We start from the raw sequence: 26731 nt of genomic DNA, 5'->3' as shown, positions 1-26731 counted from the left end.
GCCGCACCCAACGCGACACCCGCACCCGCCCAACCGATCACCGCACGACGGCTGACGGAGGCCTGGCCGCCCGGTTCGGCGCCGGTCATGGGCGTCGTCCCGTCCTGCTGCTGGTTCTCGGCGTCCTCGGGGGCGTCGGCGGACGGGCGGCGGGACGGCATCGGGGCTCCAGGCGACGGAAGGACAGGATCTAGCCACCGCCGGGCAGACCCGTACAGTTAGCTTAGGCGTACCTTAATGAAAGAAGACCCGAACGTCTACAGGGTCGTAGTCGTCACCCCCGGACGACCGGCGCGGGACACGACGGGCCATCACGAACGGAGCGGCGTAGATGTCCGAGGCGAGCGACCCCAGGCGGCCGCACGGCGAACTCGTGGCCGACGTGCTCGCCGTGCTCTGGGCGGCACCGGGACCCCTCACGCCGGGTCAGGTCAGGGACGCCCTCGGCGGGCGGCTCGCCCGGACCACCGTGACGACCATCCTCACCCGGCTGCACGAGAAGGGGACGCTGGCGCGCGAACGCGGCGGACGCGGCTTCGTCTACTCCCCCGTGCACGACGCACCCGGCCTGACCGCCAGCCGGATGCACCGCGAACTGCACCGCGACCCGCACCGGGACCTCGTGCTGGAACGGTTCGTCTCCGCCCTCTCCCCCGACGACGAGGACGTGCTGCGCCGCCTGCTGCGCACCGCCGAGGAGGGCCGGCAGTGAGCGTGCTGGTGGCCGTGCTGCTGGCGCTGGCCCTGGTCTGGCCCTGGGCGGCCGTCCCCGCCGCCCGGCGGCTGGCCGACCTGCTGCCGCCGAAGGCCGCCGCCCTCACCCTGGCCGGCTCGGCCGTGGCACTGGCCGGCAGCACGGTGTGGGCCCTCGGCGGCCTCGTCGCCGGCGGACTGCTCCACCTGATGCTGCTCGCGGAGGACGGCGGCGGCCCCGCCGGTCCGTCCGCCGCCGTCCCGCTCGCCGTGGCCGGCGGGGCCGCGCTGCTGGTCGTCGCCGGCCTGGCCGCGCGCCTGTGGCACCGGCAGCGGCAGCTGCTCGTGCGGACCTGGCGGAGCGTGGCCGGGCACCCGGACAGCGGCGAACTCCTGGTCGTCCCGGACGAGTCCGCGGACGCCTTCGCGCTGCCCGGCCACCGCGGCCGGCCCGGCCGGATCGTGGTGACCGCCGCGATGCTGCGCACCCTGGACCTCGACGGGCGGGACGTGCTGTTCGCCCATGAGCGGGCCCACCTCGCCGGGCGCCACCACCTGCTGGCCCGGACCGTCCAGCTCGCCTCGGCCGCGCACCCGGCCGTCCGCGGGCTGGCCGCGGCGACCTCCTTCCAGCTGGAGCGGTGGGCGGACGAGGAGGCCGCCGCCACGGTCGGGGACCGCCGGCTGGCGGCCGCGGCCGTCGCCCGGGCCGCCCTGGCCTCCGCCGCCTCCGGCCGGCACCCCAGCCTGCTGCCGGCCATCGGCACCGGGCCCGTCCCCCGCCGGGTCGGCGCCCTGCTCGACGCCCCGCCGGCGCCCCCGCGCGGACGGGCCCCGCGGACGGCGGCCGTCGCCCTGCTCGCCGTCGTCGCCCTCTCGCTCACCCTGAGCCTCGGCTCCGCCTTCGGCCTGCACGAGTACATCGAGCTGGTGCAGGAACAGGCGCAGCAGGTCGTCCAGCCGTAGCCGCGGCCGTACCCGCCGCCTCCGGCGCACCCGCCCCGGCCCGCCGGAGCGGGCGGCCCCGGCCACCCCCGGCCGCACGGCGGAACGCGCTCCCCGCCCCCGCACGCCCGGAGTCCGACCGGCCCTGCCCGCCGCCGCCCCGCTCGTCTACACTTCGGTAGACGGTGCGCACAGCTGTGCCCCTGCGCGGCCTCCCGCCCGACGGGCGCACGGCGCACCTCGACCACGGCGGCGGGACGGACGGCACGGCGGTCCGGCCGCACCCTGGCGAGGCGAACCCCGGGGCAGCCCCCGGTGCGGATGGAGCGCAGATGTACGACGGCCGCAAGGGCTCACCGAGCCCGCTCCAGCAGGCCATCCACCTGTTGCCGCTGGCCGGCCGGGCGGCCGAACTGCGCCTGACCCAACGGCTCGCGGAGCGCGGCATGACCCGCGCGCACCTGGCGATGCTGGCCGCGCTCGCCGAGCACGGGCCGCACGCGAAGCCCGATCTGGCCGCCCGGAGCGGCCTGGCCCTCGCCGACGCGCTGCCGATCGTGGCGGACCTGCTGGCCACCCGGCTCGTCGAGGTCTTCCCCGTCCACATCGACCGCCGCCACGAGGTGGTGATGGTGAACGCCGCCGGCCGGGAGCGGCTGGAACTGCTGCACACCGAGGCCGCCGCAGCCCAGGACGACCTGCTGCGCCCGCTCACCAGGGGCGAGCGGGCCCAGCTGAACGCCCTGCTGCGCCGGGTCTGCGCGGCGGCGGAGCGGCCCGGGCCCGGTACGCCCCGGGCCGCCGCCGCGCCGCAGGGCTGACCGGCGGGCGACCGCCTCACCCGGCCCGGCCGGCACATCCGGCGCCGGCGGTCCGGGGTGGGCGAGGACGCCCGGCCGGACCGCCGGCCGGGGCCGGCCCGCTCCCGGCGGCCGGTGCGGTCCGGCCGCCGGTCACGAGCCGGCCCGGCGGTGCGTCAGGAGATGACGGAGACCTGGTCCACCGTCCAGAACGCGCTGTTGGTGCCGGTGTAGCGGAACTGGAGCTGCGCCGTGGTGGCGCCGACCGGGACGCTGACCGTGAGCTTCTCGAAGGAGTTGAGGTCGCTCCGGTAGGACTTCACCAGCTGCGGGGTGCCGGTGCCGAAGACGACGTACAGGTCGCCGGTCTGCGGGCCGTCCACCTTGTAGTTGTTGGCGAAGGAGATGGTGGCCTGGGTGCCGCTGACCGGGAAGGCGGGGCTGACCAGCGTCGAGTCGAACTGGCCGGTGCCGTGCGTCTTGTCGTCCCACTCGTCGGAGTCGGCGACCGCGAAGACGTTGCGGGCGCGGACGTTGGTCTCCCGCGACTGGCCGAGCTGGGCGGCGGTCCAGAACTCGTCGGTGGCGAAGGCCCAGCCGCGCCACTCGGTGACGCCGCCGCTCGGCATCCGGGAGTTGTCGATGCTCCAGCCGGCCGGCGGGGTGTGGGTGAAGCCCTTGGTGGCGGCGGGGATGCCGGTCTCGTCCACCCGGGTCTGCAGGCTCGGGCGGAGCGCGTCGAAGGCGTCGGGGACGATCTCGTCGATCGGCTTCCCGTCGAGCTGCCACGCCGGGTTGACGGTCACGCCCTCGTGCTTGAGCACGGTGGGGGCGATGTCGACCGGCTTGACGTCGTAGCGGACCGAACCGGCCGTGTACCCGGCCCCGTTGACGACCTGGAAGGTCTGCCGCTCCACGGCGCTGTTCCCGCCGTGGCCGCCCGCGTCGGTGTGCCCGTGGTCGGTGGTGACGATGATCAGCCAGTCCTCGGCGGCGTAGGTCGGACGGTTGCGCACCGCCTGGACGACCTGCCCGACCAGCGCGTCCACCGAGTGGATCGCGGCGGCGTACTGGGTGCTGGTGCCGCCGTAGCTGTGGCCCGCCTCGTCGACCTCGTCGAAGTGCAGCATGGTCGTGTCGGGGTTGCCGTTGGTGAGGTAGTCGACGGCGTCCGAGGCGGTCTTGGTGTCGTTCTCGCTCTCGTCGATCCGCAGGTCCGGCGTCCCGTGGAAGACGGTGTCGGCGATCGGGTTCCAGGAGGCGGCGACCAGGGTGGAGGCGCTCGGCGCCGCCGTCTCCAGCCGGGTGGCGAAGTCCGGGTAGAGGGTGAACTGCGAACCGGCGAAGGTGTTGTCCTTCACGCCGTGCTTGTCGGGCCAGACGCCGGTGGCGATGGTCGACCAGCCGGGGCCGGAGAGCGTCGGGGCCAGCGGGTTGGCGTAGAGGTTGCTGGGGGCGGTCAGGCCCGAGGCCATCAGCGCCTTGATGTTCGGCGCGTCGGCGGTCAGCAGCTTGTCGTAGCGGGTGCCGTCGACACCGATCACCAGCGTCTTGGCCGTCTTGGTGCCGTTCGGCAGGCCCTTGTACGGACCGGTGGCGGCCGAGGCCTGGACACCGGTGAGGGGCAGCAGCGCCGCGGTCAGCGTGGCGGTGGCGAGGATGGCCCGAACGGGACGGGACATGCGCACAGGAGCTCCCAGGGGAGACGGAAGGAGGTGCAGGACGGGCGGCCCGGGACGAGGCACGATCCCGTCGGCTGCCGCTGACGAGCTTGGAGCCGCACGGCGCTCCCCCGGTTTCCCTGAAGGCACGGTTGTATGAACAACTCCCGAACTTAGGTTCAGACACGTTACCTGTATGTGATCGTTCGAGGGCCGCTGATCGGCCGCCGACCGACCGCTCGTCGGCTTCCGACCAGCCGCCGATCAGCTGCGGAACATCGCCGGCCACCCCGGGCCGTGGCGCGGCCCCGGAGCCGCTCCCGCCGCCCCGGAAAAGCCGTCCGCCCGCCCGCCGGAACGGCGCGGACAGGCGGACGGGCGGAAGAGGACCGGGCACCGGGACCACGCCCGGGCCGGGCGCGCGAGCCGGGGGCGGGCCCGGCGCAGGCCGGGCGAGGGCCGCGTTCCAGCCGCCCCGGGGCCGGATTCAGGCCGTCTTCAGGCCGACTTCAGGTCCGTCCGGGAGCCGGCCATGACGGCGTCCTGGCGGGCGCCGTCAGCCAGGCCCCCGCTGACCGCGTCGAGGTACTCGGCGACCGAATCCCGGTTCCGGATCAAGCAGTTGATGCGCTCGGTCATCCGGTCGCGTTCGAGCGTGAGGGTGGCGAGCATCTCAGGCGTGGCGTCCGGGAAGTGGATGGTTCGGGGCTTGTCGAGGCAGGGAAGGATCTGTTTGATGATCCTGGTCGGGAGTCCGGCGTCGAGCAGCCCGCGGATCTGCATCACCCGGTCCACGAACCGCTCGTCGTACTCCCGGTAGCCGTTCGGCGAGCGGGTGGAGACGATCAGCTGCTGCTCCTCGTAGTAGCGGAGCAGGCGGCGGGACGTGTCGGTGCGTTCCGACAGCTCTCCGATGCGCATGTGACTCACCTCACACTCGGTCCGGTTGACCCTCACATATATGTGAGGGTTCAAACATAGCCGCCATGAGCACACAGTTGCCAGTGGACATCCAGGCCGAACCCGATGACAACAAGCAAGCGGAGAACGAGAAACTCCCCGTCCTGGCGCTGCTGGCGCTGGCCACGGCCGTCTTCATCACCTGCCTGACCGAGACGCTCCCGGCGGGCGTGCTGCCCGCGATGAGCGCCGACCTCGGCGTCAGCGAGTCGGCCATGGGGCAGTCGGTGACGATCTACGCGATCGGGACCGCGCTCACGGCGATCCCGCTGACCGTGGCCACCGCCGCCTGGCGGCGCAAGCGCCTGCTGCTGACCGCGATGGCGGCCTTCGCCGTCGCCAACACGGTCACGGCGCTGTCGACCAACTACCCGCTGACCATGGCGGGCCGCTTCGTCGCCGGGGTGGCCGCCGGACTGGCCTGGGCGCTGCTGGCCGGGTACGCCCGCCGGCTGGCGCCGGTCCACCTCCAGGGCAAGGCGATCGCCATCGTCATGACCGGCATCCCGGTCGCGCTGTCGCTCGGCGTCCCCGCCGGCACCTACCTGGGCAAGGTGTTCGGCTGGGGGGTCGCGTTCCTGGTGATGTCGGGGCTGGCCCTGGTCGTGATCGGGTGGATCACCGCGACCGTGCCGGACCACCCGGGGCAGCGCCCCGAGGGCCGGACCCGCGTCCTCGGGGCGCTCTCCGTCCCGGGCGTGACGCCGGTGCTGTTCGTGACGCTGGTCTTCGTGCTGGCCCACACCGTCCTGTACGCCTACATCGCGACCTTCCTCGACCACCTCGGCATGGGCCGCTCCACCGACCTGGTGCTGCTGGTCTTCGGCATCGCCTCGATGGTGAGCATCTGGATCGTGGGCGCCCAGATCCAGCACCGGCTGCGGGCCCTGACGATCGGCAGCTCGCTGCTGGTCGCGGTGGCGGCGGCCGGCCTGGGCCTGCTGTCCGACAGCCACGCGCTGGTCTACGTGGCGGCGGCGCTCTGGGGTCTCGGCTGGGGCGGCGTCCCGACCCTGCTGCAGACCGCGGTGGGCGACGCGGGCGGCGAACAGGCCGACGCCGCCCAGGCGATGCTGGTCACCCTCTGGAACGTGGCGATGGCCGCCGGCGGGATCATCGGCGGCGTGCTGCTGAGCGTGCTCGGCGCCGAGTCCTTCCCGTGGAGCGTGCTGGTCCTGATGGCCCCGGTGGTGGCCGTGGTGTTCGCCGCCCGCCGGCACGGGTTCCCCCTCCGGCGCGGGTGAGCGCCGCCCGCTGAACGGACGAGCAGGAACCGGGGCACCGGGCGACTCCCGCGCCCCCGCGGGCCGGTGCCCCGCCCGGTGCGGGGCCCCGGCCGCCGCACCGGGGGCCGACGAACGACACGTCACGAAGGAGGAGGCGGGTGGCCGCCGAGATCGACGCACGTACCGCCAGGGCGCTGGAGTTCCGGACCGCGCACTACGTCACGGCCGTCGCCGAGCAGCTGATGGCCGACGGCGTCCCCGTGACCTCGGTGTACAGCTGCGGCCCCTACTCCGGCCCGGAGGACTCCTTCGAGGACGTCGAGGGCGGCATCGACTTCACCCATCGCTTCGGCCGGCAGATCTCCCCGGACTCCGAAGGGGGCCTGCACTGGACCGGCACCTCGGGCTGGTGCTACCTGCGGAGCACCGGCCCGGTCCGTGACTTCCTGGCCGGCGCCGGGTGGATGGAGGAGGGGCTGCTGCCCGAACCGCACCGGGTGGCGGCCTTCCTGGACACCGTACGGCTGACCCCCGCCGCGGCGGGCAGCCGCGAGCGCCCCCGCTACCGGGCCACCGGCCGCGGGGTCCCCGAGCTGCTCGACCGCCTGGCCGGGTACGTGCCCGGCCCGCCGGCCCAGCACGCGCCGCAGCCGAGGTTCGCCGAACTCCGGGCCCGGGCGTACCACGAGCGGGTCCGGACGGCACTGGCGCCGCAGGGGCCCGATCCCGTACTCGAACTGCCGCTCCGGGCCAGCGAGTTCCAGGCGGTGCTGCACCTGCTCGAATACGCCGAGGTGGCCTCCTCCTCCTTCGGCCCCGGCGTGCTGGCCGGGCGGCTGTCCGAGGCGCTGCAGGCCCGGCGCGGGCCCGCGCCGAAGCCGCCCGCGGCCGGCCCGCCCGCCGCAGCGCCCACCGCCCCCGGCGCCGCCGGCCCACCCGCCGCCGCCAGCGGCCCCCGCACGCCGCCCTCCCGCACCGGCGGGCCGCGCCGGGCGGTGGCGGGCCTGGGCTGTTCCGAGCGGATCGCCGCCGACCTGTACCAGATATTCCGCTGACCCCGCTGTCTCAGGAGACCGTCTGCCGTGCCCGTGAAACAGATCCATCTCGCCGCTCAACTCCCCAGTGTCCAGCACACGGTGATCTGGTCGGACCCGCATGCGGGCAGCCAGATCGCCTTCGACTCGTTCGCCCGGCTCGCCCGGACCGCCGAGCGCGGCAAGTTCGACTTCTTCTTCCTCTCCGAGGGCCTGCGGCTGCGCGAGCACAAGGGACGCGTGCACGACCTCGACGTGGCGGGCCGGCCCGAGGCGCTGACCGTGCTCGGCGCGCTCTCCGCCGTCACCACGCACATCGGGCTGGCCGCGACGGTCAACTCCACCTTCAACGAGCCCTACGACGTCGCCCGGCGGGTGGCCACCCTGGACCACCTGAGCGGGGGCCGGGCCGCCTGGAACGTGGTGACCAGCTACGACGCGTTCACCGGCGAGAACTTCCGGCGGGGCGGCTTCCTCGACGAGGCCGACCGCTACACCCGGGCGGCCGAGTTCCTGCACACCGCCCAGGAACTGTGGGACAGCTGGCGGCCGGGCGACTTCCGGGCGGACGCCGCCTCCGGCGAGTTCATCCGGGCCGGGGCCGGCCGGTTCGCCCACCGGGGACAGCACTTCGACATATCCGGCCGGTTCAGCACGCCGCCCGGCCCGCAGGGGCGCCCGGTGATCATCCAGGCGGGGGACTCCGCCGAGGGCCGCGAGTTCGCGGCCGCGGACGCCGACGTCATCTTCAGCCGGCACAGCGACCTGGCGAGCGGCCGGGCCGCCTACCGGGACGTCAAGGCGCGGCTCGCCAAGTACGGCCGCGCCCCGGAGGACCTGAAGATCATCCCGTCGGTCAGCTACGTCCTGGGCGACACGCCCGCGGAGGCCGCCGAACGCGCGGAGGAGGTCGCCCGCGCCCAGGTCGGCCCGGAGACCGCGCTGATGCTGATGGAGGCGGCCTGGGGCCGCGACCTGTCCGGCTACGACCCGGACGGCCCGCTGCCGGACGTCGACCCGGTCCCGGAGAGCGTCGTCACCAAGGGGCACAACCTGTACCGCAGCCGGGGCCGCGACGAGACCGTCCGGCACTGGCGGAAGATCGCGGAGGAGGGCGGGCTGAGCATCCGGGAGCTGATCACCGAGGTCACCGCGCGGCCCACCTTCGTCGGCACGCCGCGCCAGGTCGCCGACGCCATGAACGAGTTCGTGCAGAGCGACGCCGCCGACGGCTTCGTGTTCTCCCCGAACGTGGTGCCCGGCGGACTGGACGAGCTCGTCGACCGGGTGGTGCCGCTCCTCCAGGAGATGGGCGTCCACCGTGCCGAGTACACCGGCGGCACGCTCCGCGACCACCTCGGGCTGCGCCCGGCCCGGCACCACCACTCCGAGGAGACCCCGTGACCCACCTCCACCTCGCGGTCGCCCTGGACGGCGCCGGCTGGCACCCCGCGGCCTGGCGGGAGCCGGACGCCCGGCCCGCCGAGATCCTGACCGCCCGCTACTGGGCCGACCTGGTCACCGAGGCCGAACGCGGCCTGCTCGACTTCGTCACCTTCGAGGACACCCTCGGCCTGCAGACCTCCGCCTTCCACCTGCCGGACGACCGGACCGACCACGTCAGGGGCCGGCTGGACGCCGTCCTGCTGTCGGCCGCGCTGGCCCCGCTGACCTCGCACATCGGGCTGGTCCCGACCACCAACGTCACCCACACCGAGCCGTTCCACCTCGCCATCGGCATCGCCTCGCTGGACCACGCCAGCCTGGGGCGGGCCGGCTGGCGCCCGCAGATCACCTCCCGGGCCGCCGACGCCGCCCACTTCGGCCGGCGCACCACCCCGCAGCTGACCGACGAGGACGTCCGGGACTCGGAGCTGATCGCCGCCCGGCTGCGCGAACTGTTCGACGAGGCCCACGAGGTGGTGGAGGTCGTCCGCCGGCTCTGGGACAGCTGGGAGGACGACGCGGAGATCCGGGACGCCCAGACCGGGCGCTACCTCGACCGCGACAAGGTGCACCACATCGACTTCGTGGGTGCGCACTTCAGCGTCCGCGGCCCCTCGATCACCCCGCGCCCGCCGCAGGGCCAGCCGGTGGTGGCCGTCCTGGCGCACGCCGGCACGCCGTACGAACTGGCCGCCGCCGGGGCCGACGTGGTGTTCGTCACGCCGCAGTCCCGCGCGGACGCCGTGACCAGGCTCGGCGAGTTCGAGCAGGCGCGGCAGCGGTCCGGCCGGCCCGCCGGCGACCCGATCCGGGCCTTCGCCGACCTGGTGGTCTTCCTGGACGACGAGCCGGGCCGGGCCGCCGGACGCAAGCACCGGCTGGACGAGCTGGACGGCAGCGTGTTCGGTTCGGACGCGGCGGTCTTCACCGGCACCCCGGGCGAGTTGGCCGACCTGCTGCTGGAGTGGCAGGGGACGGGACTGGACGGGTTCCGGCTGCGGCCGGGCACGCTGCCGCACGACCTCGCCGCCATCACCGGGGGCCTGGTGCCCGAGCTCCAGCGGCGCGGGGCGTTCCGCACCGCCTACGGGGCCGACACCCTGCGCGGGCTGCTCGGCCTGCCCCGGCCCGCCAACCGCCATGCGCGGGCCGGTGCCGCGGGAGCCGTACGGTGATCCGCCCGGTCCGCGGGGCGGGCGGGCGGCCCGCGCCGGCGCCGTCCTCGCCCGCCGCCGGGCCGGTCCCGTCGGCGCCGGAGTTTGCGTGGGTGATCCCCGGGGCCTGAAACATTTCTGGCAAGAAAATTTGATGAATGATTCCGGGCGCGGCCCGCCGAACAATGACTGTCCGCGACTTCATTTCGGTCGACCCTGTACGCACCGTGAGGAGTTGCGGCGCGCCGTTGACCGCCGGGATCGTGGCGCGGCCTCCTGACGACCCCGGGTCCCAAACCCTCGGTCTTCGGGGGGCCGCGCCTGCCTCCGTTTCCTCGGTGTGAAATCCAAAGCCGGATGGGCAGGCTGAATCGGTATCAATTCGGACAGATTCCCTGGAGAACCGGCCCGGGAGCGCGGTGCGGCGCCGGGCATTGCTTGCCCTTGTAGGCGCCGGGTGTCAGGATATGGGCGGATCGCACGCGGTTCGAACGAAAATTCCCCGTGCATCCCGGGGCGCCGCACCTCCACCCGGGCCGGGCGCCGAAACCCCTTCGAGTCCCTAGGGAAGCAGGGCCGATGCAGAGCCGCCGTGACCGAGCAGCCATGCTCTTCGCGCGATGTAGCGACGGCCGGTGACCTGACTCCGGGACGGTGCCGGGGCCGGGCGGAGCGCCGTGCCCACCGCCGGAGGGCGGCGTGCCGCCCCGCTCCCCCGGCACCCGTGGCCTGCCCCGCCCCGGCCCGCCCCGCCGTCCACCACCCGGGGGCCGGCCTCCTGTCACCCGCCCGCCGTCACCCACCGGCCGTCCGGTCGTCCCCGCCGGGACGGGCGGGGACCCTCCGCGCCGTTTTCACCTTCAGGCCCGCGTGATCACCGGGACGTTGTAACGCCCCTGTTTATGGAGGAGACGAGGGAACATGGTACGCGTGCTGTTAGTCGGAGAACATTCTGCCGTGGCCGAGTCAATGCTCTACAGCCTTCTGCGACAAGGGTACGAGGCCAAGAGCGCCGACACCGGCAGAGAGGCACTGGAAATGTACCGCGACGTCGACCTGGTACTGCTCGATCTCGACCTTCCCGATATCGACGGACTGGAAGTCTGCCGGACGATGAGAGCCGCCGGCAGCACACCCATCATTTCCTTCGCGGGCCGCGACACCGAGTCGGACCGGGTCCACGCCCTGCAGGCCGGTTCGGACGACTGCGTGGTGAAATCCTGCGGGCCGCGCGAAGTCGTCGCCCGCATAGAAGCGGTGATGCGCCGGACCCAGGCCACCACCCCCTCCTCGAAGGACATCTCGCTCCGCCCGCTGCACATCAACGGCCGGACCCGCGAGGTGCGGCTGGACGGCCGCGTCGTCAACGTCACCGCCAAGGAGTTCGAACTGCTCTACGTCCTGGCCTCCAACCCCGAATCGGTGGTCTCCCGCAAGGAACTCATGGCGAAGGTCTGGGAGTGCGACTGGATGGAGTCCAGCCGCACCCTCGACACGCACGTCAGCAGCCTGCGCAGCAAGCTCGGCGCCAGCAAGTGGATCATCACCGTCCGGGGCGTCGGCTACCGGATCGGGAGCGGCTGAACCCGGTGGCCCCGGACCGGCGCCGGCGGGCCGGGCGGCGTCACCGGGCGATGCTCAGGCCGGGCCGGCCCGCCGCGCCAGCCGTCGCAGCAGCGGGTGCTCGCCGATGCCGCCTCGCCGCGTGCCCGCCGCGCGCAGCGCCCACCAGACGCTGGCGAGGTTCGAGCTCAGCAGCACCCGGTCCGGGTGTCCGCCCAGCTCGGCCAAGGCGTCCAGGGTGAACATCCCGGTGCCGGTGAAGAGCAGCGCCGCGTCCTCGGGCACGTCCTGCTGCCGGAGTTGGGCGAGCAGCCCCTCGGTGGTCACGGCGTACGGATCGAACACGCCGTCGGCCGACACCTGCACCACCCGGTCGACGGTGATCCCGGCCTGCTCCCAGTACGTGCGGGAGAGGTCCGTCAGCCACGGCTCGTAGGGCGAGACCAGGGTGAGCCGGGTCAGCCCGAGGGCCTCGCAGGCGTCCAGGGTGGCCAGCGCCGAGGACCGGACCGGGAAGCCGGTGCGGGCCGAGAGCTCCGCGCAGAACTTCCGGTCGCCGTCGGGCGCGTGCAGGTAGTGCGAGGCGCTGCAGGCCACCACGGCCGCGTCGAGCGGCAGCCGGCCGAAGCCGGCCAGGACGTCCGGCAGGACTTCGTTGTAGGTGTCCAGCATTTCCCGCAGGCCACTGTCCGGGGTGGTCGGGAAGCGGGTCGTGTGGAATGCCGCACCGAGGCCGAGGAGATGGCCGTACTCCGGCTCGGCGGTCGGGTTTTCCGGAGGGACGACCAGCCCTATTCGCGGCACGGAGGGAATTCCCATGGCGGTCTCACCCGTCGGTCGGAGACATTTCCCCCACGCTATCCCCGGCCGAAGTCCGCGACACTACGGGAAACCGTAGTCCCGGCCGTCCCCGAACTTTCCGGCGGCCCGTCCGCCGCGTCCCGGTGCCGGCTCAGTGCCGGGGCCAGCTGGGCCCGTCGCCGGATGGACAGTTTGAGGTAGATGCGGGTGATCTGGAGTTCCACCGCGCGGGTGGAGACCGACAGGGCCTCGGCGATTCCCCGGTTCGTCATGCCGTCCACCGCCATCGCCGCGACGCGCTCCTCGTGCGGGGTCAGTTCGCAGGCGCGGGGGCCGCGGCGCGGGCCGGGCGGGCGGGCGGCCGGGGGTGCGGACCCGGCCGGCGCCGCGAGCCTGCCCACCGGGTCCCAGGCGCGGACCTGGATCCGGGCCACCGCGCGGGAGCGCAGGTAGGGGTCCTGGTCGAGGATGCGCAGCATGGCCGCCCGGTCCGGCGCCCGGCAGAGCAGCAACTCCCCGGAGCCGTCCTGCCAGGGGCCGCTGTCGATCAGCACGCCGTCCCTGGCCCGGCCGTCCCAGTAGGCGCGGTGCTCCCGCAGTCCTTGCAGGTGGCTCCCGGGTTCCGCGCGGAAGGCCAGCTCGACAACGAAGATCATTCGATTCCCCCATTCCTGCGGCCGGGCGACCGGGCCGTCGGACTCCGAGCACCCTAGACCAGAATCCCGGCACCCGCAGTAAGTGTTGTGGACGAATTGACGGACCGCACGGCCGGTCCTGCCCGTCCTTCCCGGTCTGACATTCGCCTGACATCGGCATGATGAAGCTTGACAAAGCTCTGACACGGAAGATCTTGACCCTCGCTCAAGTACGGGTGAGGCTGGTGATCAGCTTCCACCGCACCTCGCCGCCCTGATTCCGTACGATCTGCGACTGTCGGGCTGATCAGTTCCCCAACGGGTTCTGAAATAAGGAGTGAATGCAATGGCAACGCCAGCGAACGGCGAAATTCCCCCCGAAGAACTGCCCCGAATATCCGATGCCACCCTGCGCGACTCCGCGCACATGGCCGGCGTCGAGTTCGACGCCAAGGACGCCGCGGTCATCGCCGAACTGTTGGTGAAGACCGGCGTGGAGCTGGTCGAGGTGGGCATGGTCTCCGGCCCGGACTCGGCCGACGCGGACCTGGTCCTGGCCACGCACGAGGCGGTCGGCCCCGAACGCAGCCTGACCCTGGTGGTCGTGAGGGACCGTCAGCAGGTGGCGAAGGCGCTCGACGAGGCGCTGCGGCTGGGCGTCCGGTCCGTGATGTTCTCGATCCCGACCTCGGAGGAGCACGCCCGGCTGAAGCTGGCCTCGCCGAGCACGAAGTACCTGATCTCGGTGGCGCGCACGGCCATCGAACTGGCCAAGGACCGCGGCTTCCACGTCACCTTCAGCGGTGAGGACGGGGCCCGTACCCCCAGGGAGCGACTGGTCCCCTACGTCACGGCCGGCTTCGAGGCGGGGGCCGACCGGTTCCGGCTGGCGGAGACCGTCGCCTGCCTGTCGCCCTGGCAGATGGAGACGGTGATCGGGGAGATCGCCGCGATCGACGGCGCCGAGATCGAGATCCACTCGCACAACATGCTGGGCATGGCGGTCGCCAACTCGCTGGCCGCCTACCGGGCCGGGGCGCGCTGGATCTCCGCCACCGCCGGCGGCATCGGCGAACGCGGCGGCAACGCGCCGCTCGCCGAACTGCTCACCTCGCTGCGCGTCGTCCACGGCGACACCCGCTTCGACCTCAGTCACCTCACCGAGCTCACCAACACCGCGCTGCGGGGCGCCCGGCTCGGCCACGCCTTCCAGTCCGGCCCGACGGCCCCGCACGCCTTCGCCTACGAGCTGCCCGGCCAGCTGACCCACCCGGAGGCGTACGAGACCCTCCCGCCGGAGGTGGTGGGCAACTCCCGCGAGCTGCGGGTGCGCACCCGGCTGACCACCCCGCTCGTCCGCTGGGCGCTCGGCGAGCTGGCCGACTCGCTCGACGTGGGCGTCTTCACCTCCTGGCTCGCCGAGCGCCAGGCGCACGGCGAGGACCTGCTCGACCGGGACGCGATCCGCGCGGCGGCCGTCCAGTACCGGTCCGCCTGACCCGGCCGGCCCGGCCCACGCACCGCACCCACGCCACACATACCTCCACCCACCTGCACCCACCTGCACCCACCGACCCGATACGACCGCGGAGAAGACCATGTCTGTAGGAACGCTCACCGGACTCTGCCCCGAGTGCGAGACCGACCTCACCACACCACCGCTGGTGCAGGGCGAGACCATCGCCTGCCCCGAGTGCATGCTGACGCTGCGGGTCGAGGACGTCGCGGAGGGCCGTCTGAGCCTCCAGATGGTCGAGGTGCAACTGCGCGATTGGGGCCAGTGAGCCGATGAGCCGTACTGTCGCCATCGTCGCCGACCGGGTCGGCTGGGAAGAGCGCCGGCTGATCGACACCGCCGCGGGCCTCGGCCTGCGCATCGAGTGGGTGAACGACGAGTCGCTCGCCCTGGGTGACCAGGACGCCGCCTCGCTCGGCGGTTACGCCGCCGTCCTCGTCCGCAGCCGCAGCTACACCCGGGGCGGCCTGATCGCCACCCTCGCGGAGGCGGCCCGGATCCCCACCCTGAACACCGCCCCGGCCATCCACGCCTGCGAGAACAAGCTGACGCTCCGCGCCCAGCTCCGGGCGGCCGGGGTGCCGGTGCCCGACTTCCGCCTGGTGCTGTCCCGGCGGGACTTCGAGCGGGCGCTGACCGAACTGCCCCCGCCCGTGGTGCTGAAGCCGGTCTTCGGCGGCATGGGCAAGCGGGTCACCCTGCTGCGCGACGCCGACTCCGCGCAGTCGGTCTACGACTACGTGGAGGACCTCGGCCACGGGTTCGAGCAGGCCTCGCTGGTCGAGCCCTACCTGGCGGGCGGCGCCTCGCTGCGCTGCTTCACGGTCGGCCGCGAACTGGTCGCCGTCGCCGAGTTCCGCAGCGCCGGCACGGACTGGCGCAGCAACGCGGCCCTCGGCAACCGCAACCGGGCAATCGACCTGGACCCCGAGGTGCAGAAGATCGTCGACGGCGTCCTGGACGTGCTCGGCGCCGGCATCTTCGGCATCGACCTCTTCAGCACCCCCGACGGCTACGTCGTCAACGAGGTCAACCACGCCCCCGCCTTCCGGGCCGTGGCCTCGGCGACCGGGGTGGACATCGCCGACGCGATCGCCCGCTACGTACAGGAGGAGACCGGATGATCCGGGTCGGCATTCTCGGGGCCTCCGGGCTCGCCGGCGGCGAACTGATCAGGCTGGTGCTCCAGCACCCCGACCTGGAACTGACCTTCCTCGGGGGCTCCTCCAGCGCCGGCCGGCGCCCGGCCGAGCTCCACCCGGGCCTGCGGCTGGACCTCGGGCTGACCATCGAGACGCTGCCCGACAGCCTGGCCGACCGCTGCGATGTGGTCTTCCTGGCCACGCCCGCACCGGTCTCGGCCGAACTCGCGGCGGAGCTCGCCGACCAGGTCCCCTGCGTCATCGACCTCAGCGGCGCGTTCCGCATCCGCACCCCCGACCTGCACGACCGCTGGTACCCCAAGGTCCGCCGGGCGGAGGGGCTGGCCGACCGCTTCGTCTACGGCGTCCCGGAGCTGATCGGGGACCAGCTGGCCGGGGCCGCGCTGATCTCCCTGCCGGGCTGCTTCGCCACCGCGATCACCATCGGGCTCGCCCCGCTGGTGCTCTCGCTCGGACTCAACCTGCGGACCGTGGTGGTGGACGGCAAGACCGGCTCCAGCGGCGGCGGCCTCGAACTGCGCACCGCCAACCTGCACCCGCTGCGCAACGGCGCCATCGCGCCGTACTCCCCGGCCGGCCACCGGCACGGGGCGGAGGTCAAGGACTTCCTGGACCGCAGCAAGCCGGGCGGCGTCGAGTCGCTCAGCATGTCGGCGTACGGGGTGTCGCACGTCCGCGGGCTGATGGCCAGCAGTTACGTGTTCACCGACGACGAGGTGGACGCGCGCTCCCTGCAGCGGGCCTACCTGCGCTTCTACAAGGAGCACCCGTTCGTACGGGTGCGCCGGCACAACGAGACGCTGATCCCGGTGCCCGACCCGCAGGCCGTGCTGGGCTCCAACTACTGCGACGTGACCGCCCTGCACGACGAGGAGGGCGGGCGGATCGTCGTCCTGGCGGCCCTGGACAACATGGTCAAGGGCGCGGCGGGCCAGGCGCTCCAGGCCCTCAACATCCGCTTCGGCCTCCCCGTGGAGACCGGCCTGACCATGCAGCCGGTGATGCCCGCATGAGCGGTACGACACCTTCGAACACCCCCACCGTGGTCAAGCTCGGCGGCAGCACCGTCGACGACCTGGCCGACTCCTGGTGGGACGACCTGGCCGGGTTCGGGCAGCAGCGGCCGCTGGTCCTGGTGCACGGCTGGTCCAAGCCGCTGAAGAACCTCGGCGCGCGCTACCGCGACCCGTCCGCGATCCTGCGCGACCGGTACGGCAACCAGAGCCGCTGGACCACACCGGAGGTCATCGAGGACATCAAGACCGTCAGTGCCGAGCTGGCCGAGGACGTCATCGCCCGCCTGGCGCGGCGCGGCATCACCTCGGAGCGGCTGCTCGGCAGCGACGGCCTGGTGACCGCCGGCGAGGGCGAGCGGTGGTGGTGGAAGGAGAAGCAGCTGGTCGAGCTGGAGAACCTGGTCGGCCCGATCACCGGCGTGGACCCGGCCCCGCTGAAGAACCTGCAGCCCGGCCACGCCTACCTGGTCACCCCGCTGGCCCGGAACGGGGCCGGCCAGGAGGTCAACACCGACGCCGACCGGGCGGCCGCCGCCGTCGCCGGGGGCATCGGGGCCGAGCAGCTGATCCTCGTCACCGACGTCGCCCACCTGCTGATCGACGACCGGCCGGTCCCCCGGATCACGGCGGAAGCCGCCGCGAAGTTCCGGGACAAGGGCGCCACCGGCGGCATGCGCAAGAAGTTGCGGGCCGCCGGCGAGGCCCTGGACCGGGGCGTGGACCGGGTGGTCATCGGCAGCGCACCCGTCACCGAGCTGGTCGCCGGACGGACCGGAACCGTCATCACCCGAACGTGAGGAGCACAGCACGTGGCGAAATCCCGAGTGCTGGTCGTCAACAACGGAACGCTGTCCCTGAAACAGCTCCGCAGCCGCTTCGAGGAACTCGGCTCGGAGACCGAGGTGACCACCGCCGCGTCCGTACCCGCCCGGCTGGACGGCCGCTACCAGGCAATCGTGCTCAGCGGTACCAAGGTACGGGCCTATGACGGCGAGTTCTACAAGCCGCTGATCGACCTCGTCACGGAGGCCGACGTCCCCGTCTTCGGGATCTGCGGGGGCATGCAGATCATCGCCGTCGCCGCCGGCGGCCGGCTCGCCGAGGGGCCGCAGCGGGTCGGCGGCTACCAGGTGGAGGTCGACAAGGAGGAGCCGCTCTTCACCCATGTGAAGCCGGTGGTGACGGTCTTCCACCGGCACACCCTCTACCTCCAGGAAGCCCCCGGGGGCTTCCGCTCGATCGGCCGCTCCGAGCACGCACCCGTGGAGTTCATCCGCTCCGAGGACGGCCGGATCTTCGGCGCCCAGGCCCACCTGGAGTTCCGCAGCGACGGCCTGGAGATCCTGCGCGGCTTCGCCCAGCTCTACCAGTGACGGCCCGCCACGCGCGGACGGCGGCGCCACCCGGCGCCGCCGTCCGCGGGTGTGGTGCGCCCCCACCCTCCCGAACGACCCATGGACCAGAGGACTCCGCAATGACTTCGAACGAAACTCAGGCGCCCGCCTTCACCACGCACCTCAACGGCAGCGGCGGCGACATCAGGGGCTGGGTGGTGGTCGACTCCCTCGTCGACGGCCTGGCCATGGGCGGCACCCGGATGACCACCGGGGTCACCGAGGAGGAAGTCGCCGGACTGGCCCGCGACATGACCGAGAAGTTCACCCTGGCCGGGCTGCGGATCGGCGGCGCCAAGGCCGGCATCGTCTCCGACGGCGGCAACCGCGAGGAGACCTTCCGCACCTTCGGCCGTACCGTCAAGCCGCTGCTGCACGGCGGCATCCACCTCGGCATCGACATGGGCGTCACCCCGGCCGACCGGGCGGTGTTCTTCGCCGAGGCCGGCTACGACCCGCGCTTCCGGCTCGGCGCCCCGGACATGCCGATCGACTGGCGCACCTACTACGAGCCGCTGATCGACTGCACCGGCCACGGCGTCGGGGTGGCCGCGGTCACCGCCCTGGAGGCGAACGGCCGCACCGGGCCGGCCCGGGTCGTGGTGCAGGGCTTCGGCGCGGTCGGCCGCGCGGTCGCCCGGTTCCTGGAGGACCGCGGGCACCTGGTGGTCGGCGTGGCCGACATCGAGGGCACCATCAGCGCGGACCGGCTTCCGGTGGCCGACCTGGTCGCCATCACCGACGAGTTCGGCCGGATCGACCGCTCCCGGCTGCCGCAGGACGTCACCCTCTCCGGCGAACCGGACGCCTGGCTCGACCTGGACGCCGACCTGCTGATCCTGGCCGCGCAGAAGTACGCGCTCAACGCCGAGAACACCCACCGCCTGCGGGCCCGCCTGGTGGTCGAGGGCGGCAACCTGGCCTCCAGCGCCGAGGCCAAGGAGAAGGCGGCGGCCGCGGGCGCCGTCCTCGTCCCGGGCGTGATCGCCAACATCGGCGGCGCCGCCTCGGCCGCCCTGGCGGTCACCCGGGTGGTCCCGTTCGAGCTGCCGGCCGAGGCCCGCAAGCAGTGGGTGTTCGACTGGGTCGGCGACCGGGTCAGGAAGAACACCCGGGACCTGCTGGAGATCGCCGCCGGGCGCGCCGGCAACCCGCTGCCCGAGCTGCTGGACGTCCGCCGCAAGGAGCGCGGATGACCGGGGCCGGGCCGGCCGGGCGGGAACAGGCCCCGGACCGGACCGCCGAGTACCTGCAGCGGGGCTGGTGGCGCGAGGAGACCTTCCTCGACGACCTGCGCCGGCAGGCCCGGCTGCGGCCGCACAAGCTGGCCGTCGCCGGGCGCCGGATCACCGAGTCCCGCACCGACACCCTCGACTACTCCGAACTCGCCCGGCTGACCGACCGGTTCGCCGTGGCACTGCTCGAACTCGGCGTCCGGCGGGGCGACTTCGTCGCCGTTCAGCTGCCCAACCGCTGGGAGTCGGTGCCGCTGCTGTTCGCCGCCGTCCGGGTCGGCGCGGTGATCTGCCCCATCGACCCGGTCTGCCGGGAGGAGGAGCTGCGCCACCGCCTCGAACTGACCGGGGCCCGGGTCTGCGTCACCGTCCCGGAGTGGGACGGCTACCCGCTGGCCGCGCACCTCACCGCGCTGAAGGCGGAACTGCCGCTGGAGCACGTGGTGGTGGTCGGCGGCCGGAGCGCGGGTGCGCTCTCCTTCGAGGACCACTTCGTCGCCACCCCCTGGGAGGAGGGCCGGACCGGCGAGCTGGACGGCCTCGAACTGACGCCGGACGAGCCGTTCGTGGTGCTGTTCACCTCCGGCACCACCGGCCCGTCCAAGGGCGTCCTGCACAGCCAGAACACCATCCACGCGGCGGTCCGCGGCTACGCCGACACCTTCCTGCTCGACGACAGCCTGGTGGCGGCCGTCACCACCCCGCTGGTGCACTACTCCGGCTTCGGGCAGGGCGTGCTGACCGGCGTCATGCTCGGCGGCACCGTCGTCTTCCAGGACGTCCGGCAGAACGCCGCCCTGCTGGACCTCGTCGAGCGCTACGGCGCCACGCTGGTCTACGGGCCGCCGTCCACGCTCGCCGACATCGCGCGGTCCCAGCGGGCCGACCCGCGCGACGTCAGCACCCTGCGGCACGCGGTCACCGGCTCCGCGCCGGTGCTCCAGGACCTGGTGGACGAGGTCCGCGAGACGCTGGACGCCCGCACCTACTCGGTGTGGGGGATGTCCGAGTTCGGCCCGGTCACCATCACCCGGCTCGACTACGAGGTGAACCGGGCGGCCCGCAGCAACGGCGGGCCGATCGGCTCGATGGAGCTGCGGATCGACGCCCGCGAGGACCCGGGCACCCGGGCCCGGGTCGGCCGGCTGCGGGTCCGGGGGGCGGCCCAGGCCCTCGGCTACTACAAGCGCGAGGACGCCTTCGCCGCCGAACTCGACGCCGAGGGCTGGTTCGACACCGGGGACCTGGCCCGCGACGACGACCGGGGCGGCATCCGGGTGCTCGGCCGGGCCAAGGACGCCCTGCTGCGGGACGGCGCCGTCGTGCCGATGACGGAACTGGAGGCGATCATCTCGCGCCACCCCGCGGTGGCCGAGACCGCCCTGGTCGGGACCACCGGCCGGATCGACGACCCGATCCTGGCGGTGGTCGTGCCCAGCGGCGGCGCCGGACCCGGGCTCGACGGCATCCGCGCCCACCTGCGCGAGGCGGGCCAGGAGGAGCGCTTCCTGCCGGACCGCCTGGTGCTCGTCGACGCCCTGCCCAAGACCCTCACCGGCAAGGTCCGCAAGGCCGAACTGCGGCGCCGCCATGGCGGGGAGTAGCCCCCGACGGGGCGGGCGGCACCCCCGTCCCGCCCCCGCCGGCCCGCACCCCGGCCCGCGAGTCCACCCGTACCCCGGAGCCCGCCCGCACCCCGGCGCCCTACCCCGTCCCGGAGTCCGCCCACGCCCTGGAGCCCACCCATGACCGAGCCCGCGAAGGTGACCCTGTCGGCGACCCTGGCCGCCGACGAGGCCCTGGCCCGCCGGCGCGCCGCCGGCGAGCAGGTCCTGATCATGGCCAGCGGGGAGATCGGCCTGCCGGTCCTCCCCGAACTGCGGGCCCGGCTCGCCGCCGCCGCCGGCGAGAGCTCCTACGGCCCGGTGGCGGGCGGCCCCGCCCTGCGCACCGCGGCCGCCGGCTACTGGCAGCGGCGCGGCCTGGCCGCCGACCCGGAGCTGGTGGTGGCCGGTCCTGGCAGCAAGTCCCTGCTGTTCGCCCTGATCACGGCCGTCGGCGGCGACGTGGTGGTGCCCCGGCCCAGCTGGGTCAGCTACGCGGCCCAGGCCGAGCTGACGGGCGGCCGCGTCCTGCGGGTGCCCGTCCGGCCGGGACAGGGCGGCGTGCCGGACCCGGACGGGCTGCGGGAGGCGGTCCTCGCCGCCCGCGCCGCCGGACAGGACCCGCGCTCGGTCGTGGTCACCCTGCCGGACAACCCCACCGGCAACGTCGCGCCGCCCGGCACCGTGCGGCGGCTGGCCGAGGCCGCCCGCGAGCTGGACCTCGTCATCATCTCCGACGAGATCTACACCGACCTGGTCCTCGACCCGGACACCCCGGCCGTCTCCCCCGCCGTGTTCGCCCCCGAACGCACCGTGGTGACCACCGGGCTGACCAAGAACCTGGCGGTCGGCGGCTGGCGGACCGGGGTCGCCCTGCTGCCCTCCGGAGCGGCCGGACGCCGGCTGCACACCCGGCTGGTCGCGATTGCCAGCCAGATCTGGTCCAGTCCCCCGGCCCCCGTCCAGGTGGCGGCCGCCTACGCCTTCGGCGAGCCGCCGGAGGTCCTCGCGCGGGTGGCCGCCGCGCGCCGGCTGCACGGGACCGTCGCCCGCGCGGTCGCCGAGCGGTTCACGGCCGCCGGGGCCCTGCTGGACCCGGTACGCGCCACCTGCTACCTCTACCCGGACTTCGAGCCGCTGCGCGACACGCTCGCCGCCGGCCACGGCGTGCACACCGGCACCGCGCTGACCCGGCTGCTCGGCGACCGCTACGGCCTGGGGGTGCTGGCCGCCGAGGCCTTCGGGGAGGACCCGGGCCCGCTGCGGCTGCGCGCCGCCACCAGCAGGCTCTACGGCGACACCGCGCAGCGCCAGGACGCCGCGCTGACCGCCGCCGACCCGCTCGGCCTGCCCTGGATCCAGGAGTCCGTCGACCGGATCGAGGAGGTCCTGGCCGACCTCACCGCCCCCCGCGCCGGACGCCCCTCCGGCCACCCCGCCGAACGGGCTACCACCGCACGGCCTACCACCGTCCCCGGCACCCGGCCCACGCCGGTCCGACCGCACCAACGAGCCCAGGAGGACCCAGAGATGTCCGTACTCTTCGAATGCGAATACCAGGGCGAGCGGTACGTGGGCTTCGAGAAGCCCGTACCCGGCGCCCCGCTGACCCTCTACCGGGTGAACGACGGCCGGCTGCAGGCCGAGTTCATCGCCGCCGAGTCCCCCGCGGAGGTCATCGCCGCGATCAGGGCCGAGGCCGAACCGGTCGTCGTCGAGGGCGGCGAGGAGCAGATCCGCTACCTGCCGCCGCTGCTGCCCGAGGCCACCGGCAACGCCCTGCTGAGCGGCTTCATGCGCACCCACAAGTCCAAGTTCGAGGGCGAGCCGAGCGAGGACGAGGAGTTCGTGGCGCCGAACTGGTTCTTCAAGGGCTTCGGCTCCTGGCTCCGGCTGCCCGGCGACACCCTGGTGGCGCCGAAGCAGTCCGTCGCGCTGATCGAGGAGCCGGAGGTGGCCCTGGTCTACGTCAACGACGACGCCGGCAACCCCCGTTACGCCGGATACACCTTCGGCAACGACCTCTGCGACATCGGCCTGCACATCCGCAACCCCGGCTGGAACCCGTACTGCAAGCTGGTCGACACCTCCATCGCCCCCTGGCTCTTCCTCGGCGAGCCGCCGGCCACGGTGACCGGCCGGGTCACCATCGAGCGGGACGGCGCCCCGGCCTGGGAGGGCCCGTTCGACTGCGGCGAGGACGCGCTGTACTTCCGCGTCCGGGCCATGGTGGACAACCTCTTCGAGTACCCGGCCCTGCGCCGCCCCGGGCTGGTCAACTACATCCTGCTCGGCGCGGACCGCGCGAGCTACCACGACGGGTTCCGGATCGCCGACGGTGACCGCATCACCATCGACGTGCAGAGCCACGACGTGGTGCTGTCCAACCAGGTGGTGTTCGGCCTGCCGGACGCCGCCTCCTGACCCCGGCCGCCTGACCCCGGCCCCCTGACGCCGGCCGCCTGACACCTGACCCCCATGCACCGCTCGCTCGCACCTGCCGCCCCCACCTCCGGCAGCTCCGGCCCGGCCCGCGGACCTCGCGGACCGGGCCGTTCGTCGTCCGTCCGCCCGCCCGGCCGTGGGCGGGCCGGCGACGGTGGACCACCGCGGCGGACGGCCTCAGCGGACGGCCTCAGCGGGCCGCGAGACGGGTGAGCAGGGAGGCCCGGTGCGCCGGGGCGAGGGCCAGGTCGAGGGTGGTCCAGGCCATCGCGAGGCCGCCGTCGAGGACCGCCCGGTCGGCCTGCGGGCTGGTGCCGAACCGGGTGAACGCCGGGTTGTGCATGATGGTGTCCCCGCAGTCGTAGCCGATCATCGGGTGGATCGTGGGAACCAGGTGGGAGACGTTGCCCATGTCGGTGGAGCCGCCGAGGACCGACGGGTCCGACTGCGGCACGACCCGGCCGAGGGCCTCGGCCGCCGCCTGGTAGCTGCGGCCGATCGCGAGGTCCTGGCGCAGGTCCGCGTAGTCGTTGCCGACGGCCTCCATGGCCAGTTCGGCGCCGGTGGCCAGCGCGCCCGCCTCGAAGCAGGCCCGGACCCGGGCCTGCAGTTCGGCGAGTTCCCCGGCGGTGCGCGCCCGGCAGTCGTAGTCGGCGGCGGCGTACGCGGGGATGACGTTGGCCGCGTCGCCCGCGGCGGTGACGATGCCGGAGACCACCGCACCGGGCATCAGCTGCTGCCGGTAGGCGGCGACGGCCACCTGGGCGATCATCATGGCGTCCGCGGCGTTGATCCCGCGGTGCGGCATCGCGGCGGCGTGCGCGGAACGGCCGGTGTACGACACCCGCAGGCTGCTGATCGCGAGGGAGGTCATGCCCACCGAGTCGTTGGGGCCGGCGTGGACCATCATCGCCGCGGCGACGTCGTCGAAGGCGCCGCCGCGCAGCAGGTCCACCTTGCCGCCGCCGGACTCCTCGGCCGGGGTGCCGATCAGCTTGACCGTCAGGCCGAGTTCGTCGGCGACCGGGGCGAGCGCGAGGCCCGCCGCGACGGCCGCGGCGCCGTTGACGTTGTGACCGCAGGCGTGGCCGATGCCGGGCAGCGCGTCGTACTCCACGCAGATGCCGACGACCAGTTCGCCGCGGCCGGCGGTGGCGGTGAAGGCGGTGGGCAGCTCGCACACGCCGCGGGTCACCTCGAAGCCGCGGCCTTCGAGCAGATCGGCGATCTTGCGGGCCGACCGGTGCTCCTCGTAGGCCAGTTCGGGCTCGGCGTGCAGGCTGTGGCTGAGCGCGACCACCTCGTCGCGCCGGGCCGTCAGCGCGGCGCGGGTGTGCGCGCGCAGGTCGGCGAGGGTGCTCATCGCTTTCCTCCTCGGTAGAACAGGGACAGGCCGGCGCCGGCCAGCGCGACGGCGGCGCAGGCCAGCCACGAGGTGGTGTAGGCGCCGATCCGGGGCAGGGTCTGACCGGCCGGGGTCTGGGCGGCGAAGACGGTCAGGACGACGGCGGCGCCGATCGAGCCGCCGACGTTGATCAGCAGCTCGTTGATGCCCGAGCCGACCGAGGTCTGGTCGTGCGGCACGGCTTCGACCGCCAGGGTCCGGGTGGAGTGCTGGAGCAGGCCGCTGCCGAGACCGGCGACCGCGGTCGCCGCCAGGAACGGCAGCAGGGCCGACCGGCCCAGGCTCTCCCCCGCGAAACCGGCCGCCATCAGCACGGATCCGGTCACCAGGACCCGGCGGTCGGTGATCGCGGTGGCGAGGGCGGGGGCGACCAGCGCGCCCAGGGTCAGCGCGAGCATGTTGGGCAGCATGGCCAGGGCGATGCCGAGCGGGTCCAGGCCGAGTCCGTACCCGGCCTCCGCCTTCGCGGTGCCGAGGTACACGGGGTTCGCGACCAGCAGGCCGAGCATGCCGAACGTGAAGGTGAGCGCCACCAGCGAGACCACCACCACGTTGCGGTGGCGGAACAGCCGCACGTCGATCATCGGCTCGGCGGTGCGCAGCTCCACCAGCACCCAGAGCCCGGTCACGGCCGCGCCGCCGGCCAGGCAGAGCAGCGTCCGCGCGGAGGTCCACTCCCAGCCCGGCGTACCCCCCTGGCCGAGCCCCAGCATGATCGCGACCAGGCCGATGCTCAGCAGGACGCCCCCGGCCCCGTCGACCCGGCCGCCGGGCCGGTGGCCGGACTCCGGCAGCAGCGGCCAGGTGACGGCCAGGGCCAGGGCGACGGCGACGGTGGGCACCCACAGCGCGGCCGTCGGGCTGGCCGAGGACCGGGCGACCAGCCCGCTCGCCACCAGCCCGAAGGCGACGCCGCCGGTCAGCGCCGCGACCATGAAGCTGATCCCGCGCCTGCTCTCGGCGGCGCCGCTGCGGTTGCGCAGGATGCCGACCAGCAGCGGGAAGAACCCCGCGAAGGCGCCCTGCAGCAGCTGGCCCGCCAGCAGCATCCCGAAGGAGCGGCTCAGGCCGACCAGGACGGAGCCGAGCAGCACGATCAGCAGGTTCCAGCGCAGCACCCGGCGGTGCCCGTACAGGTCGCCCATCCGGGAGAGCACCGGGGTGAACGCGACGCTGGCCAGCAGGTTGGCGATGCTGATCCAGTTCAGGTCGGCCGCCGTCACGTGCAGGGTCCGGGTCAGGCCCTTGAGCAGCGGGGACAGGAATCCCTGGGTGATGCCGGAGGACAGCTCGACCAGGACGACCGAGGCGATCACGGCCGCTGCCGGGGTGGCACGGACGGCTGTTCCGGCAGGATGGAGGGTGCCGGTCTCGGACATGGGCAGCACCTGTTTCGGGATGAGGTGTGGTGGGGGGGAGGGATCCGCCCCGGCCCGGGTGAGGACGGTCACCGGAGGCGGAATCCGCACCACAATGTCGCCTCGCGGCGGTAACCCGGGCAACGGTTTCGGGGACAATCGGCCGATGACGGCAGGAGGAGCCGCCGGTTCGGCGGATTCCGGCAGACGACCAGGAACGGCGGAGGTGCACCCCGGTGACGGCAGCTGTCCTCGACGACCTCGACCACGCGATCCTGCGGGCGCTCCACCGCGACCCGCGGGTCCCCTTCACCGACATCGCCGCCGGGACGGGCGTCCACGAGCGGACCGTCGCCCGCCGCCTCGAACAGATGACCGCAACCGGTGAGGTCCGGTTCACCGCCTTCCTCGTCCCCGAACACCTCGGTGAAGGCGTGACCGCGGAACTGGCCGTCCGCTGCCGGCCCGGCCGGCTGCACGAGACGGCGCTCGCCCTGGCCCGCCGGCCCGACACCCGCTCGGTCGAGGTGGCCACCGGCGCCCTCGACGTGTTCGCCGAGATCAGCGCCCCCACCCACGAACGAGCGCACCGTACGGCAAGGCACCGGCCCGCGGCCCTCAGCATCTACGACAACCCGAGCACGATCCGATGAACTCCCCTCGTGAGCAATCCTCTT

The 26731-nt window shown here is 73.6% G+C and carries 24 protein-coding genes; 18 read left to right on the top strand and 6 right to left on the bottom strand.

The features are described from left to right. The first annotated feature begins 331 nt into the window (after positions 1-331). The 3 genes from IE329_RS34495 (at position 332) to IE329_RS34485 (ending at position 2459) form a co-directional block, all read left to right on the top strand. Entirely contained in the window at positions 332-712 is a 381-nt protein-coding gene (locus tag IE329_RS34495; RefSeq protein ID WP_190214977.1) for a BlaI/MecI/CopY family transcriptional regulator, read from the top strand. Beyond that, on the top strand, positions 709-1659 hold the full coding sequence (locus tag IE329_RS34490; protein WP_229927994.1) for a M48 family metalloprotease: 951 nt from the start codon (positions 709-711) through the stop codon (positions 1657-1659). Before IE329_RS34495 ends, IE329_RS34490 begins: the two co-directional genes overlap by 4 nt. A 164-nt stretch (positions 1660-1823) precedes the next feature. Continuing rightward, positions 1824-2459, top strand: a complete 636-nt coding sequence (locus IE329_RS34485) for a MarR family winged helix-turn-helix transcriptional regulator (protein ID WP_190214976.1) — start codon at positions 1824-1826, stop codon at positions 2457-2459. A gap of 155 nt (positions 2460-2614) precedes the next feature. On the opposite strand, the gene IE329_RS34480 is transcribed toward IE329_RS34485, so the two are convergent. Together IE329_RS34480 and IE329_RS34475 are read right to left on the bottom strand one after the other, a co-directional pair. Continuing rightward, complete coding sequence (locus tag IE329_RS34480; RefSeq protein WP_190214975.1) at positions 2615-4120, bottom strand: alkaline phosphatase family protein; 1506 nt, start codon at positions 4118-4120, stop codon at positions 2615-2617. Positions 4121-4597: 477 nt separating this feature from the next. Continuing rightward, positions 4598-5020 carry a MerR family transcriptional regulator gene (locus tag IE329_RS34475; RefSeq protein ID WP_190214974.1) on the bottom strand — a complete coding sequence of 141 codons (423 nt, stop codon included), beginning with the start codon at positions 5018-5020 and terminating at the stop codon, positions 4598-4600. Between the two features lie 65 nt (positions 5021-5085). Here IE329_RS34475 and IE329_RS34470 point away from each other — a divergent pair, with 65 nt between their 5' ends. The 5 genes from IE329_RS34470 to IE329_RS34450 all read left to right on the top strand — a co-directional run bounded on the left by IE329_RS34470 (position 5086) and on the right by IE329_RS34450 (position 11503). Next, positions 5086-6303 carry an MFS transporter gene (locus tag IE329_RS34470; protein WP_190214973.1) on the top strand — a complete coding sequence of 406 codons (1218 nt, stop codon included), beginning with the start codon at positions 5086-5088 and terminating at the stop codon, positions 6301-6303. Positions 6304-6443: 140 nt separating this feature from the next. Beyond that, on the top strand, positions 6444-7340 hold the full coding sequence (locus tag IE329_RS34465) for a DUF6292 family protein (protein ID WP_190214972.1): 897 nt from the start codon (positions 6444-6446) through the stop codon (positions 7338-7340). Between the two features lie 33 nt (positions 7341-7373). Beyond that, entirely contained in the window at positions 7374-8723 is a 1350-nt protein-coding gene (locus IE329_RS34460; protein ID WP_229927996.1) for an NtaA/DmoA family FMN-dependent monooxygenase, read from the top strand. Further along, positions 8720-9940 carry an LLM class flavin-dependent oxidoreductase gene (locus IE329_RS34455; RefSeq protein WP_190214970.1) on the top strand — a complete coding sequence of 407 codons (1221 nt, stop codon included), beginning with the start codon at positions 8720-8722 and terminating at the stop codon, positions 9938-9940. The genes IE329_RS34460 and IE329_RS34455 overlap by 4 nt, the downstream gene beginning before the upstream one ends. 900 nt (positions 9941-10840) lie before the next feature. Continuing rightward, a complete protein-coding gene (locus IE329_RS34450) occupies positions 10841-11503 on the top strand; it encodes a response regulator transcription factor (RefSeq protein WP_190214969.1) in 663 nt (220 codons plus the stop codon). 54 nt (positions 11504-11557) lie between these two features. Here IE329_RS34450 and IE329_RS34445 read toward each other — a convergent pair whose 3' ends face one another. Together IE329_RS34445 and IE329_RS34440 are read right to left on the bottom strand one after the other, a co-directional pair. Beyond that, positions 11558-12301 (bottom strand): maleate cis-trans isomerase family protein, encoded by a 744-nt coding sequence (locus tag IE329_RS34445; protein WP_190214968.1) that lies wholly within the window; start codon positions 12299-12301, stop codon positions 11558-11560. A gap of 38 nt (positions 12302-12339) precedes the next feature. After that, the gene (locus tag IE329_RS34440) at positions 12340-12939 is read right to left on the bottom strand and encodes a LuxR C-terminal-related transcriptional regulator (RefSeq protein WP_190214967.1); all 600 of its coding nucleotides are present in this window, start codon (positions 12937-12939) and stop codon (positions 12340-12342) included. Positions 12940-13264: 325 nt separating this feature from the next. Between IE329_RS34440 and IE329_RS34435 the strand changes: the two genes are divergently transcribed. From IE329_RS34435 to IE329_RS41920, 9 genes are all read left to right on the top strand, one after another. Continuing rightward, positions 13265-14416 carry a LeuA family protein gene (locus IE329_RS34435; RefSeq protein ID WP_190214966.1) on the top strand — a complete coding sequence of 384 codons (1152 nt, stop codon included), beginning with the start codon at positions 13265-13267 and terminating at the stop codon, positions 14414-14416. A gap of 100 nt (positions 14417-14516) precedes the next feature. Further along, a complete protein-coding gene (locus tag IE329_RS34430) occupies positions 14517-14702 on the top strand; it encodes a lysine biosynthesis protein LysW (RefSeq protein ID WP_190214965.1) in 186 nt (61 codons plus the stop codon). A 4-nt stretch (positions 14703-14706) separates the two neighbouring features. Further along, positions 14707-15558, top strand: coding sequence for an ATP-grasp domain-containing protein (locus IE329_RS34425; protein WP_190214964.1), 852 nt, complete (start codon positions 14707-14709; stop codon positions 15556-15558). Next, entirely contained in the window at positions 15555-16610 is a 1056-nt protein-coding gene (argC, locus tag IE329_RS34420) for an N-acetyl-gamma-glutamyl-phosphate reductase (RefSeq protein ID WP_190214963.1), read from the top strand. The genes IE329_RS34425 and argC overlap by 4 nt, the downstream gene beginning before the upstream one ends. Next, complete coding sequence (locus IE329_RS34415) at positions 16607-17410, top strand: amino acid kinase family protein (RefSeq protein WP_190214962.1); 804 nt, start codon at positions 16607-16609, stop codon at positions 17408-17410. The genes argC and IE329_RS34415 overlap by 4 nt, the downstream gene beginning before the upstream one ends. A gap of 12 nt (positions 17411-17422) precedes the next feature. Then, positions 17423-17986 carry a type 1 glutamine amidotransferase gene (locus IE329_RS34410; RefSeq protein WP_190214961.1) on the top strand — a complete coding sequence of 188 codons (564 nt, stop codon included), beginning with the start codon at positions 17423-17425 and terminating at the stop codon, positions 17984-17986. Positions 17987-18087: 101 nt separating this feature from the next. Continuing rightward, complete coding sequence (locus IE329_RS34405; protein ID WP_190214960.1) at positions 18088-19203, top strand: Glu/Leu/Phe/Val dehydrogenase; 1116 nt, start codon at positions 18088-18090, stop codon at positions 19201-19203. Continuing rightward, positions 19200-20846, top strand: a complete 1647-nt coding sequence (locus IE329_RS34400; RefSeq protein WP_190214959.1) for an AMP-binding protein — start codon at positions 19200-19202, stop codon at positions 20844-20846. Before IE329_RS34405 ends, IE329_RS34400 begins: the two co-directional genes overlap by 4 nt. Before the next feature lie 141 nt (positions 20847-20987). Beyond that, positions 20988-23270: an aminotransferase class I/II-fold pyridoxal phosphate-dependent enzyme gene (locus IE329_RS41920; protein WP_308438426.1), complete on the top strand. Its 2283-nt coding sequence runs from the start codon at positions 20988-20990 to the stop codon at positions 23268-23270. Positions 23271-23481: 211 nt separating this feature from the next. Here IE329_RS41920 and IE329_RS34385 read toward each other — a convergent pair whose 3' ends face one another. Next, on the bottom strand, positions 23482-24654 hold the full coding sequence (locus IE329_RS34385; RefSeq protein WP_190214958.1) for a M20 family metallopeptidase: 1173 nt from the start codon (positions 24652-24654) through the stop codon (positions 23482-23484). Continuing rightward, on the bottom strand, positions 24651-26075 hold the full coding sequence (locus tag IE329_RS34380; protein WP_190214957.1) for an MFS transporter: 1425 nt from the start codon (positions 26073-26075) through the stop codon (positions 24651-24653). Before IE329_RS34380 ends, IE329_RS34385 begins: the two co-directional genes overlap by 4 nt. Before the next feature lie 215 nt (positions 26076-26290). Between IE329_RS34380 and IE329_RS34375 the strand changes: the two genes are divergently transcribed. After that, positions 26291-26707, top strand: a complete 417-nt coding sequence (locus IE329_RS34375; protein ID WP_190214956.1) for an Lrp/AsnC family transcriptional regulator — start codon at positions 26291-26293, stop codon at positions 26705-26707. The last annotated feature ends 24 nt before the right edge of the window (positions 26708-26731 follow it).

The organism is Kitasatospora indigofera (genome assembly GCF_014655955.1).
In the GTDB taxonomy this organism is placed as follows: domain Bacteria; phylum Actinomycetota; class Actinomycetes; order Streptomycetales; family Streptomycetaceae; genus Kitasatospora; species Kitasatospora indigofera.
This window is presented reverse-complemented; position numbering and strand designations above follow the sequence as displayed.